This window comes from Bradyrhizobium altum (genome assembly GCF_020889705.1).
GTDB lineage: Bacteria > Pseudomonadota > Alphaproteobacteria > Rhizobiales > Xanthobacteraceae > Bradyrhizobium > Bradyrhizobium altum.
On the sequence record NZ_JACMYP010000022.1, the window covers coordinates 1 to 12,242 of the forward strand.

Sequence of the window (12,242 nt, forward strand, 5' to 3'; positions counted from 1 at the left end):
CGCCCCATCCGCAATGATGCTCGCAGAAGATACCTCTGCCTCACGGCATCGGCATGGCCCGAAGGCCCGGCTACATTGTCCCGGCAGCTTCACACCGGACCGTTACCAGTCCCGCATGTGCCGGTAGGCTACTGATGACGGAACATCAGGTTTGTTCCATGAGACAACTCCTGTACAAACAATTATTTAGGCGACTTTCACGTCGCACTGACCTTGAATTTGCCGAAGCCCGGGATGCTTGTCTCCGCACCGCTCACCGCTGCGTCGGCAATCGCCTTGAAGACGCCGTCCACGATAGCCTTCGCCCGTGTCTTTGTCATGCTGTACTCGGCGGCGATGTTTTCGGCAATCTCATTCGCGGTCGTCAGGGAATGGGCTCCCTTGCTGTGATTTTCCTCCGTCTGACATGAAGAGTGCCGGACGGGTAGGGCAGATATCACAGGCGGAGCCACAATCCACGGAAAACTGACGAGCTATCAGGCCTTCTCCTCCACAGCAGCGTATCCGCGGCAGCTCTTGGCGCGTTCCAGTCGTCCGAATGCGTCGCCCGCTTCATCGCTGCCGTCAAAGGTTTACACCATCGTATCCGGCCCCAGTTGCGGATCAGCGAGATCCCGCCGAACAAGGTCGGCTGGATGGAAAGCAAGTAAAACCGCCGCATGTTGCGCGTGGTATCGATGCGGCGAAGGTGAAGCGGTTCTAATTTGAGGTTCGGCATAGGCGGATTCTCGCTTCCTGTGGAAGTGAGGCCCAATGCTTTCTATGAATCGATAGGGGCCAAACGATTCAATCTCTCGATACCTCGCTTTCTTCGCTGTGAGCCGCTCCCGACTTCTGTCCGCAGGTTTCCGGCTTAGCCAAGCTCATCGCCCTCGGCGAGCAAAATTCTGATAGTCGCCAAAACCTGCGCCGCAACGCTCTTTACTTTGACGAGCGGCTTAAGCAGATGACGGTCGCGGAGCGCTTGACACTCGCACAATTCATGGTCACGCGCTGCTTCCTCGTCGTTGTCTCGACCCGGGACCTTGACTCTGCGTATCGCATCTTCTCGATTCTAAATAGCCGTGGTCTACCACTCGCACCTGGCGACATTTTAAAGGCCGAGATTGTCGGTGCGATCGAAGACAGGCAACGGGACGCCTACACCAAGAAATGGGAAGATCTGGAAGAATCTTTGGGACGCGATCAGTTCAGTGAGCTTCTCAGCCTCATTCGCATGATCTATCGCAAAGCGAAACCGGAAAGGCACGGTCCTCAAAGAGTTCCGCGACCATGTTGCGCAAGCTTACAAACCCAAGCAACTGATCGATGATGTCATCGTTCCCACCGGCAAGGTCTTTGCTGAATTGACCGATTCCGCTTACGTCAGCTCGGAAAAGGCGGAAGTTGTCAACGAGCATTTTGAACTGGTTAAACCGCCTCGAATTTGACGATTGGCTACCGCCCGCCTAAGCCTTTGCCGTGCGCCACCGCAGCCAGCCTCAGAAAATGGAGACGTTCTTCCGGGACTTGGAGCGCCTTGCGTACTCCATGTTGATCCGTAAGAGCAGTTTCAATGACCGCATAGAGAAATTCTCACGGCTCACCAAGTAAGTCGAGAGCGGTGATGATTTGGCAAGCGAGAAATCCGCGCTACAGCTTTCGCAGGCCGAACAGGCAGCGACGTTCAAGGTTTTGAGCGGACCTCTATACGATACACTAGCCGCTCGCGCCCGGTCCGCTGTGTTGCTTCGTCTGGACGCATTGATGTCCGGCGGGGGCGCAAGTTACGACTACGATACCATCACCGTCTGAGCACGTGATGCCGCAGAATCCGAGGGCAGACAGCAAGTGGATCGAGTGGTTTCCGGACGCGCAGAAGCGCCTCGACATCGTTCACTCGCTCGGAAATTTGGCTCTTCTGACGAGGAAGAAAAATGCCTCGGCCAGCAATTGGGACTTCGATCGCAAGAAAAGGCGTACTTCGCAAAAGACGGCGTGTCGCCGTTCGTGTTGACGACGCAGGTTTTGGAGCACAACGATTGGACTCCTTCCATTGTTGCCGCTCGCCAAAAGCAGCTTTGCGATAAGCTCGAGGATCCACCAGAGCTCAACCGGCGTCGCGTAGACGTCGATCCGACTTCCTTAACTCCGACGTTACGCCGTGAGGGAAAAGCCTTCCCCTGCGGCTTCGCCGTGAAGGGTTGAAGAACGGAGGAGAGGCCTCCGGCGCCCTCTGAGAGATGACCCATGACCCAAGTTGAAGTCTTGAGCGCCAACCGCGATTATGCCGGCGGCTACAAGGTGGCGTGACCCGCGGGACGCGCGTCGGCCGAGTATGGTCGGGACGCACTTTTAGTAGTGAAGAACGGCCCATGGTACACCCGCGCTACGCACTGCCTCACCGAACGCCGGCTCAATCGTCCCATGTCGCTCACTCAAGCGCTCGATTATCTCGCCGATGCTCGGGCGGTGCTGCGATCAATGAGCGCTCGGGTCACCCGCGGAAAGAACCATGAACCCGGCAGCGGATCATTTTTGTCGATCGGGGTTGACACCGTGCCTGCGATTAAAGAACGGACGACTAGCGGATGAACCTGAAAAACTTGCGCACGCAACCGCGTGTTAGTGGTAAGGCTGGCTGTCAAAGGACAGCCGGCAGCAGCGGTTCGCGCGTGAGTTTTACAGCCACCATGGTCGGGTTGACAGTTGAAAATTCTGCGCCGCACCGTCACATTGGTTCAACATCTTCTTCAAAAAGGAGCAGTCATGGCTACCGTGAAAGTCGATATCAATAACTTCCAGTCGGAAGTTCTGGAATCCGCAGCACCCGTCCTCGTCGATTTCTGGGCCGAATGGTGCGATCCCTGCAAGATGATTGCTTCGAGCCTCGAGGAAATCTCCGTCGAGATGGAAGGCAAGATCAAGGTCGCCAAGCTCAACATCGATGAAAACCCGGAACTCGCCGCCCAATTGGGCGTGCGCTCCATTCCGGCGCTCGCGATCTTCAAGGGCGGCGAGGTGGCCGATTTCTCGGTCGGCGCCAAACCGAAAACAGCTCTTTTGAATTGGATTTCGAACGCTGCCTGATCGATATCTCTCAATTAGTCTTATTGGCGCGGGCCTGGCGTAGCCGCTTGATTTCCACTCGTACGGATCAGTGGCTCTTGGTTGGTTAGGTATTTGCTTGGACGGAGAAAAGCCAGGCTCCCGCTGTCCAGACGACGATACGGGTCGAGTCTCAGGAACTGAAACGGGGAGAAGGCGGCCTCAGCGGCCGGCAAATGACGCGAGGCTGATGGTAGCTTAGCCGGACGCGTTACTTTCTGCTAAGGGGCCACCCAACCGAACTCGAGAAACGATGCTGGGGCCGTGCTGCATTTGGAAATCTCGAGCTTCCAACCATAGTTGCTATTCGGCGAGCTTGGGGTCTTGTGACGAGACGCCCTGACGCGGGGATTCTCGTCGCGATCGTCAGCATCTCGTAAGCTGCAATCCGCTATACCCGTGATCAGAACCGCCGGCGGGGCTTCTAAAACGGGAGACTAGGCATGGATTTTGTCGAGCGAGGCCGGGCTGATCGTGCTTTGTATACCATCATCGAAGAAGATGTGGAAATCCAGCAGCGCGAGTGGACCAATGCTACGCAGGAAGCGAGCACGGAAGCTTCTCCGTCAGCAACTGACAATCTGGAGCAGCCAAGCGTAGTGAGCTCGGTGGAATCATCCGATCGGGAAGACAATTCGCTCGGTAGTATGTCGCCGCGGCTAGGCGCGGTGCTGGCCGAGATTGAACGTCGCCCGCCTCCTCGCTTGCATCGCCCCTATCGTGAGTCCGCATTGCTTGACAGCCCTCGCCTTTTGCAAAATCCGTCACAGGAGCGCACTTCTGACGGCCTTACGGGCGTCATCGAGGTGCTGGCCGAGATTGAACGTTGCCCGAATCCTCGCCTGAATCGCCCCTATCGTGAGTCCGCATTGTTTGACGGCCCTCGCCTTTTGCGAAATCCGTCACAGGGACGCGCTACTGACGGCCTTACGGAGATCATCGACCGCAACGCCATCTTGGATTCCTCGGGCGGTATCGCTTCGGAGATGGACACTCGCAGTCATTGGGCCAGCGGCGGGCAGGAAGCCAATCCATTGACCTTGTCCGCTTCGGCCGAGCGTGATCATGGCCGTGAACCGACCACCCCGGTTCAGCAAGCCGGCTCATCACTTTCCGTCGAGCCCGTGCGTCATCAAGGCGCCCAGGCCCTGAGATGCGTTTTGCTGGATCGCGGAGAGTTGGTCGGACAAGCGGTGCGTCCTGATAGCGAAGGAGGCCCGCACCGCATCTCCGACGCAATGTCGGACCAGCAGAAGACGCTCGAAGGGACGCTTGCCAGCGCCGAGGCGGTGCTTGCCCGCGACGGCAATCTTGACGGATTTTCGGATCCAGAGTTGGCCGATTTGGTGTACGGCTTCAGCAAATGGCCGAACCAGCAGAAGACGCGTGAAGCGACGCTTGCCATCGCCGGCGCGGTGATTGCCCGCGACGGCAACGGATTCTCGGATGAAGAATTGGGCAATCTGGTGAGCGGTTTCGGCAAGTGGCCGGAAGAAGAAAAAGCACGCAGGGCGATCGTTGCCATCGCCGGCGAGCTCGGTTCCGAGGGCCGTCGCTTCAGCACTTTCAGCACGCCTGCGCTAGTCAGGGTCGCCAACGGTCTGTCGCGGAGTATCGAGGAGGGAGAGGCCGCCGGCGAGGTCGCCGAACCCGCCTTGCTGAAGGACCGGCTGCGTCGGCTGGCGCACCAGCTCCAAAATGCCGAGGATCGGCTGCAGCAGGCCGATGTCCGTGCCATCGCGATTATATTCAAGGCGTTGGGCAAGGCGCAGTTGTTGGACGATCTCGGTGCGCTGGCACAGCCGGGGCTGGAGAGGCTCGAGGAGTTGCGTGCCGCTCCCGAGTTTAAGCGCGACAACAACCTCGAGACGATGGGCAATCTTTGCGCCTCCCTGCTGCCACTGGCTCGCAGCCCGAAGCCGGTGTTGCGCTGGCACCGCAGGCAGGCGCTGAACCTGCTCAACGCCATCCAGCCGGTGGTGGAACACAAGATCGATGCTCATCTCAAGGCAGACCAGGCCGAGCGCACCAACGCCGCCAATGCAAGCCGCTTCCCGGCACTTTCGATCTATCAGGTGCTTAAGAGCCGGGCGGTGCTGGAGACGCTCTACCGGCGGCCCTATGTCGACGGCGACGAGCTCGCCTTGCAGGCCAGGCAAGAAGAGCTGCACGGCAAGACCAGGCAGATCCTGGACAGTGCCCGCGCCCTGATCTACGGCGACCTTTCCTACAAGAGCTGGAACGTGATCGCCGAGATCGAGGCGAAGGAGCCGCTCGAAGCGCTCGACACCTTCATGGCGCAGAACGCATCGATGGTCCAGGCCCAGCATGCAGCCGCCAGCTTCGATGTCCATCGGGTCCTTCAAGCCATGGACCACGAGCCGAGACCGCCGCAAGGCGATGCCGGACTGATGCGGCTGCCGGTGGTTGACATGCAAGGTCGGCCGCTGGTCGGCGAAGCCGAGTTGCGCTATTCCATTTTCCACCGCTTGACCTCGGGCGCGGTGAAGGTGGTGGCGGTGCAGCTAAAGGGAGCTCCGACTGGCGCCATGCTGACACGCACGCTCATCGTGGAGGGCGCGCCCTACCGCATGGACCTGTTCGGCGGCAGCAAACTGAAGCCGCCGGAAAAGAGCCTGAACCAGCTTGCCTCTCAGCTGCCCTTCGCGGCCGAAGAGGCCCCAAGCGGCAAGCTTCTGGCGATCCCCTATGCCGAGACGGCTCCGGGTACGGCCTTTGAGCAGCTGTCGCGGGCCTGGGCGCCGTTCAAAGAAGCCTATTACTATACCCAGCGCCGCGGATTTGCCTCGCCGCCGGGCATCTCCGACGTTGGCCCGCATGATTATGCGCTGGAAGGGCGCTTCAGGCTGTCCCTTCTGCCCGACCGCCCCGCAGGCGCAGTGCATCCCTTCCGGTTCGAGGGGCGAGACGGCGAGATCGCCTTGCGGCCGCATGACGGCTGCGGCTTCATCAGGGCCTCACTGGCCGAGCGCATGCCGGCCATTGCCCGGGCTCGCCACGACGCTCCCGAGCGGATGCCGGCCTTTGCGGATAAAAGGCAATCGGCAGTACCGCCCTCGGCGCTGCAACATTATCCGCGCAGCGTCGAGGTGGCACAGGAGACCCGCGAGAAGGCTCTGGCTTGGCTCGAAACCCATCAAAGCCTCACCGCCGAGGAGCTGTTCCGGACGGTCACGGGCGGGCATATTGGGGGTTCGGGCGCTATCGCCGTGCCGTCCAGCGACGAATACCTGCATGTGCCGACGGCCAAGAGCAAGACCTTGACCCGTGACGCTGGCGTGCTTGTCGGACGCTCTCCCTATGACAAGCCCAACCTGCGCCCGTTCGCTGCCGACCGGGTCAGGTCGGCGCGCGATGGCGATCGGACCGCGGCATTCCTGGATCGGTGCGTGGCCTTCCAATACAGCTTCAACGTCGCGCACAGGTCGGGGGCTGGGCTTGCCGCCGACGATCCGACTTTCTTTGCCAAGGGCATCTTGATCGTTGTGCCCGACGAAATGTGGCCGGCGGACTTCGCCGAGCGCGGGGTGGTGATGTCTGCCGAGGACGTAAAGTGCCATTCGCGCTGGCTGGGGGAAAAGGACCGGGTCAAGGCCGACACCGCGCTCGAGTGCGTCGGGATCCTGCAGGCGACGGAGGTGTTCGCGCCCGGCTCTTTGGTTGCGATTCCGAGCGCCGAACAAAAAAAGCTCGACGGCGATTTTGACGGCGACGCCGTCGTCATCGTCGGCGACCGGCCTCGCCTTTACGAGCATGTGCGCCAGTTCGACGCGCAGCTGCAGGCGCGCGACATCGCCTCGCTGAAGCCGCCGAAGTCGCACACGCCGGCCATTGAGAAAGGCGGCTACCAGTTCAGCCGGTCCAAGCAAATCCTGTCGGCCTCCGGGCCCGTGCTGGAGACCTACAGCTGCCTGCAGCGCAACATGCTGGCGCAGCCGCTGGAGGCGCAACGCTGGTTTGCTGAGCGTGCCATGTTCGGCACCTACGAGGGCATTCATCCTGAGCTCAAGGCCGACATCCTCGCACTGTTGCAGGAAGATCGGCCGGATGGCCAGACTCTCCGTGAGCTCATCGCCAGGGCGGGGGAAGACAGCAAGGCCGCCAGGCATCCGGTGGCCTGCGAACTGGCCGCCTTGCTAGTGGCCGAGCTCCAGGATTGGAACCTGCAGCTCAATAGCGAGCCCGCTCATGAGCAGTCGGACGTCAAGCAGCAGTTAGCGCGATCCGTGGCCTCAACCGGCGCGAAGCCTGCCGTCAGCGCCGACGCCGGCGCGCTCTTCCCGAAACTCAGCGAATCCTATCCGGCAGCCGCTGACGCCAGGAAGCGTATCGACTTCCTGCTCAACCACTACCAGCCGCGCATCGATCCGCGGCCCGACGGCTACAACCCGGACGATCTGCGTGAAAGCGCCATCAATCTGTTGAGCGTCGGCATTAAGGTCGGCACGGATGCCTACAAGTCCGATACCGGTACGCGGGTGTTCACGCAAAAAGCCAACGAATTGCGGCGGCTCTTGGAGCGGAGGCCGGGCTTCAGGCCGGCGCCCTATGTCAAGGCGCAGGCGGCAAAGCTCCACCAGGGCCGGTTTGACGTCATTGGCAGCCTGGCGGATCTGAAGGAGAACCCCACGCTGGCAGCCTCGGTCATGGAGGCCTCGGTCCGACTCGCCGTCGAGAAGCGCATCCTGCCCAGCGCCTTAGCAACCTCGGCGGACGACGACCCCGCCAGCAGGATAACGCTGAGCGTCGAAGAGGCCCTGGAGCGCGCCAGGCTCGAAGCCGCCCCCGCCGAAGCGCAAGAAAGCGCGATTACCGAAACTGTGCATGCGGTTGCCGAGCTTTTGCGGCAGAACGGCATCGAAGTGAAGGTGCCGCATCTTGACCAACGGTCGCGCGGGCAGGTCTCGGTAGCCGACGAGTTGACCGGCCAGAGCGTGAGCGCGGCGCCGGAGGCCCAACTGGTCACCAATGCCGTGCGCCATGTCTTCGAGATCCCGGAGGAGGATTTTACGCGCGGCTTCAGGAGGGCGCAAGTGGCCTTCGAGGAGCGGGACTGCGACGAGGTCGAGACCACCAACTGGTTCATCAGGATGGACACGCCGCGGTTACGCGGCGTTCACACGGCGTTCAGAACCGCGCAGAACTATCGCTTCGTGGTCGAGTTCCATACGCCGGCCAGTTACCGGGCCGAGCTCGCGCAGCGCGCGCAGAGCGAATGCGAGCTGGTCCCCATTCCGCGCGGTGCCTTTGACATATTACACTGGGGCTCGTCAGGAGAAAGCAGGTCGAGGGCGGCAGGGACCTCCAGGTCGAGCACCGTCGCAAGACAACAGATTGCAATCGCTCGCTCGCCGCAAGCCGGCGAGATCCTCGCGGCCCTCGGTACGCGGCCGGTCGTGCTCGTCGGCATGCCGGCGAGCGGCAAGTCGCGCATCGGCGCCCAGCTTGCCAAGGAGTTGGGGGTGGAGTTTGTCGACATCGATAAGCGAATCGTCGCCGCGCACGGCAATCTGAAGGAGATGTTCGACGACCCTGGCCGCGGCGAGGCGCACTTCAGGGACCTGGAGACCAAAGAGCTCGCCAAGCAGCTGGAGAGAGGGCCCATCGTCATCGCAACCGGCGGCGGCTGCTTTGCCAAGGAAACCAATCAAGCCCTGATCCTTGATAAGGCGAGGTCGATCTGGCTCGACACCGAGCCGAAAGAGCTCCGCAGGCGCCTCAAGGGGGACACCACCCGGCCGCTGCTGCAAGGCGTCGACATCGAGCAGAAGGTTAACCAGCTGTACGAAGAGCGCAGTCCGTTCTACCAAAAGGCCGATATCAGGTTGCCCATCGTCCCGCCCTTTCAAAAAGAAAAGAAGGACGCCCGCATTTGCGTGAAGGAACTCTACGCTTTCCTGTGCAGCGACAGAGAAGCCGCTCTGCCCGCTGCCGAGATATCAAATGTCTCCGGTACTTCCGGCGCCGCCATCAGCATGTCCCCATCATCGCATGCACGATGATCATCAGAAGGCTACGATTGGGGCGGCGTCATGGAACCCATCCGGCGGCACCATCGGAGTGAAGGGGAACGCCGCCGCTCCTCGATGTTCGTCGCCGGCCCGCAGAACAGCGGGCGCAGTCAACAGTGTGCCGTCGATGATGCAGATCAGAAGACGGCTCTGCCCCCAGAAAGGAATTGCGCCGGGGGGGGGGGGGGGGGGCGTGTGCCCGAGCAGTCCTTGACTGCAACGATCACGTACGCTGCCGTGCGCCCACGGCAGCCAGCTTGAGCTCGGACCCAGTCAGGGAGATCGTCGTGCCATCAATTTCGAACTCGGTCCAGACCCGGAAGGTACGATCTCGTTCTGAACAGGAAGGCGCAGCTCCCTTGCGCGCTCGATGCGCTCGGCTTGCTGGAATGCAATCTCTTTGCGGACAAACTTCTCGAGTTCGTCTTCTGCAGTTCGCCTGAAATGCTCGCGCGGCGTCCTCGCAATCCCGTTCCGCTCGACCATGATCCCGCTCCCGGAGAGCTATGACAATACGGCAACAAGGAACCCGGCGCTAGGTTCTGGGGCGCTGAATGCGTGCAAGTTGGGCGCGGTAGACGCCCGCCCACGGCGAAAAAGCGAGAAAACATCAGGGGCTACCTGGGAGCCAGCCGATCTTGTACGGCCCGCCAGGGACTTTGCCTCGTCGCCGTATTCTACGATCATCAGCTACGCCCGCCAGCTTCTCTCCGGTAGAACCTGTTCTCGCCGACGCACACTCTCATGTCAGCTCGCCTGAACCAGATGGCGCGTCCGCACCGCAGCGGCGGATTGCCGGCCGTGAAGATGATCTGCTCGTCCGTCCGCATGCGCAGGACCTCATGCGGCAGCATCAGCGGCCGGCGCGTAAGCTGCTTGGACCGCGTTCTGGAGGAACCCGACATCTGCGAGGATCGGCTCAGTTGATCGACCTCGACGGTCGTGTCACCGCAGCGCTTCGAGATGTAGTCCGCCGTTTCAGGGTCGTTGATCGCCGAGAAGGAGATCCAGGACGCGCTCTCGAACCACTTGCTGGTGGCATCACGTCCGCCATAGGCCTCGCGCATCTGGCCGATCGACTGGTAGAGCATCAAGAGGGTGATGCCGTATTTGCGACCCGCGTCGCGCGCGGTTTCAAGAATGCGCAAGTAGCCGAGACGGGCGACCTCATCGAGCAGGAACAGGGTGTGGCCGGTCACTTCGCCATTGCGATTGTAGATGGCGTTGAGCAGCGATCCGATGATAACGCGGGCGAGGCCGGCATGATTCTCCAGCGTCTTCAGGTCGAGATTGATGAAGGCGTCCGTCCGGCCTTCCGCGATCTCGGCCGTCGTGAAGCTCGAGCCGGACACCAGCGCGGCATAGTTGGCATAGGAGAGCCAGTGGGTTTCCTTCACGGCGTTGGCGTAGACGCCGCTAAAGGTTTCCGGGGTCATGGCGATGAAGGGCGCGACATTCTCCTTCACGAATCCAGAGCCGGAGTTTTCGTAAATCGTCTGCAGGCGTTGGCGCAACTTCGGCTCCGGCTCGGAGAGATTGGCGCGGACCTGGCGGAGGTGCTGATCCTTCTTTTCCGTGTGACCAGACAGGCAGACATCGGCGGTCAACGCCGTCAGCAGCTGCAACGCCGAGGCACGAAAGAAGTCGTCCCGCGCCGAGCCCTGGCGTGGATTGTCGGTCATGATCCATGAGGCGACGGCGGCAATGTCCTCTTCCTTGGTTGCGCCGTGCTGGCCGATCCAGTCGAGCACATTGAAGCCGACGCCTAAGGAGCGCGGGTCGAGCACGAAGACCTGACGACCCGCACCATGCCGGTGTCCCGTGACCATCGGTGCGACCTCGTCTGAGGGGTCGAGAACGACCAGTCCGCCGCCCCATTTGAGCGCCGTCGGCACCGTCATGGATGTCGTCTTGAAGCCGCCGGAACCGGCGAACACGATGCCGTGCGACGATCCAAATGACCCGTCAAAGCAGAGGAGGGGAGACCTGCCGCCGCTGCCCCATGTCTCAGGGTCGTCGGCGCGGAAGGACTGGTCGGCGACCGCTTCCCGATCGACGCGATAGCGCTCCCCGACCACGATGCCACCCGCCTCCTGGAACAGCCGCGCAGCCTCGGTCATCGTCATCCAGTCCGACTCGCCATGGATGGCGCGTTGGCCGCGAATGCGGCGCGGCGCTGTGGCCGCAAAGGCGGCGTTGCCCTTCATGGCCACCCGCAGCCCGAACACGGTCGCGAGCGCAGCGATCGTCGCTCCAGTGATGGTCGAGGGATCGGCATAAGCGACAAGCCGGTCTCCAGCGGGCAGGGCATTGGCAAAGGAATGGAGGCGGGCGATCTCGCGCGAGGCGGCGATCGCGACCACCAGCAGGCCGCCGAACACGACGCTCCAACCGGCCCAGCGGATCGCTGTCGCACCAGCCGCCGCGAACAGGAAGACCACGCCGATCGCCGCAGCGATCACGTAGGGCAGGGCGATGCCGATCCGGCCGAGCACCAGGTGCGCGTTTGGGGTTCTTCCGAACTTCGAAAGCCACGCTTCGATGCCGGTGAGGGCAAGGCACAAGCCCGCCATCAGCACGGCCGGCGCGAGCGCCAGCGCGATCTTATTTGTTCTCATGGCCAAACGCCTTCGCGCCGATCGCCATCAGGCGCTCGCGTTCCGCCTCGTTGCCGCGCAAACGATCGGCGGCATCAAGCAACAGGCCGAGCAACAGCGCGCGCTTCTCGTAGCGCAGCCCGGCCTTCACGATCAGGCCGCCGAGCTCGATCTTCTCCCGTGTGTCCTTCTTGCGGGCGTCATTGGCATCGGAGCGGCGCATGCGTTCAGCCCTGTTCAGCCACGCCCGAAAACGCGCCAGGCGGGACGGCCGTGGCCGCCTCGGCGGGTCGGCTCCCGCCTTTGCGAAACCGGCCAGCGATCTCCTCGAATGCAGACAGCAACGCGCCTTCCTCGATCTCGATCTCTCCCATCCCAGCCTTGAGCGCGATGCGGCCGATGCGCTCGGCCTCCCGCGTCTCAGCCTGCTTCAGCTGGTCCTGGAGCCGTGCGATTTCGTCCCTGATTTGCCGCGAGGGCTTTTTCATTCCGGAAGACCCTTCCTATCGAACTGCGCGAAGCGCGT

The 12,242-nt window shown here is 61.8% G+C and carries 8 protein-coding genes and 2 pseudogenes; 4 read left to right on the forward strand and 6 right to left on the reverse strand.

Annotated elements, in window-relative coordinates:
- Positions 1–200 precede the first annotated feature (200 nt).
- Positions 201–368 (reverse strand): annotated as a pseudogene (locus H8B02_RS08890) (HU family DNA-binding protein); the annotation flags it as partial.
- A gap of 108 nt (positions 369–476) precedes the next feature.
- Positions 477–718, reverse strand: a pseudogene (locus H8B02_RS08895) (WGR domain-containing protein).
- A 147-nt stretch (positions 719–865) separates the two neighbouring features.
- Here H8B02_RS08895 and H8B02_RS08900 point away from each other — a divergent pair.
- The 4 genes from H8B02_RS08900 (at position 866) to H8B02_RS08915 (ending at position 9,110) form a co-directional block, all read left to right on the forward strand.
- Positions 866–1,312, forward strand: a complete 447-nt coding sequence (locus H8B02_RS08900; protein ID WP_312000740.1) for a DUF262 domain-containing protein — start codon at positions 866–868, stop codon at positions 1,310–1,312.
- A 489-nt stretch (positions 1,313–1,801) separates the two neighbouring features.
- Positions 1,802–1,996: an HNH endonuclease family protein gene (locus H8B02_RS48850; RefSeq protein WP_376711626.1), complete on the forward strand. Its 195-nt coding sequence runs from the start codon at positions 1,802–1,804 to the stop codon at positions 1,994–1,996.
- A gap of 752 nt (positions 1,997–2,748) precedes the next feature.
- The gene (gene trxA / locus H8B02_RS08910; RefSeq protein WP_229165900.1) at positions 2,749–3,069 is read left to right on the forward strand and encodes a thioredoxin; all 321 of its coding nucleotides are present in this window, start codon (positions 2,749–2,751) and stop codon (positions 3,067–3,069) included.
- Between the two features lie 1,178 nt (positions 3,070–4,247).
- Positions 4,248–9,110, forward strand: a complete 4,863-nt coding sequence (locus tag H8B02_RS08915) for a shikimate kinase (RefSeq protein ID WP_376711627.1) — start codon at positions 4,248–4,250, stop codon at positions 9,108–9,110.
- A 282-nt stretch (positions 9,111–9,392) separates the two neighbouring features.
- Here the strand turns inward: H8B02_RS08915 and H8B02_RS08920 are convergent, their stop codons facing one another.
- The 4 genes from H8B02_RS08920 to traC all read right to left on the reverse strand — a co-directional run bounded on the left by H8B02_RS08920 (position 9,393) and on the right by traC (position 12,204).
- The gene (locus tag H8B02_RS08920) at positions 9,393–9,605 is read right to left on the reverse strand and encodes a hypothetical protein (RefSeq protein ID WP_229165858.1); all 213 of its coding nucleotides are present in this window, start codon (positions 9,603–9,605) and stop codon (positions 9,393–9,395) included.
- Between the two features lie 200 nt (positions 9,606–9,805).
- Positions 9,806–11,737, reverse strand: coding sequence for a Ti-type conjugative transfer system protein TraG (gene traG / locus H8B02_RS08925; protein WP_229165859.1), 1,932 nt, complete (start codon positions 11,735–11,737; stop codon positions 9,806–9,808).
- Positions 11,724–11,939 (reverse strand): type IV conjugative transfer system coupling protein TraD, encoded by a 216-nt coding sequence (traD, locus tag H8B02_RS08930; protein WP_229165860.1) that lies wholly within the window; start codon positions 11,937–11,939, stop codon positions 11,724–11,726. The genes traG and traD overlap by 14 nt, the downstream gene beginning before the upstream one ends.
- Before the next feature lie 4 nt (positions 11,940–11,943).
- Positions 11,944–12,204 carry a conjugal transfer protein TraC gene (gene traC, locus H8B02_RS08935; RefSeq protein WP_229165861.1) on the reverse strand — a complete coding sequence of 87 codons (261 nt, stop codon included), beginning with the start codon at positions 12,202–12,204 and terminating at the stop codon, positions 11,944–11,946.
- Positions 12,205–12,242 lie beyond the last annotated feature (38 nt).

Coding starts and splice junctions, on each gene's coding strand:
- H8B02_RS48850 (WP_376711626.1), top strand. CDS start 1,802: ATGCCGCAGAATCCGAGGGCAGACAGCAAGTGGATCGAGTGGTTTCCG.
- trxA (WP_229165900.1), top strand. CDS start 2,749: ATGGCTACCGTGAAAGTCGATATCAATAACTTCCAGTCGGAAGTTCTG.
- H8B02_RS08920 (WP_229165858.1), bottom strand. CDS start 9,605: ATGGTCGAGCGGAACGGGATTGCGAGGACGCCGCGCGAGCATTTCAGG.
- traG (WP_229165859.1), bottom strand. CDS start 11,737: ATGAGAACAAATAAGATCGCGCTGGCGCTCGCGCCGGCCGTGCTGATG.
- traD (WP_229165860.1), bottom strand. CDS start 11,939: ATGCGCCGCTCCGATGCCAATGACGCCCGCAAGAAGGACACACGGGAG.
- traC (WP_229165861.1), bottom strand. CDS start 12,204: ATGAAAAAGCCCTCGCGGCAAATCAGGGACGAAATCGCACGGCTCCAG.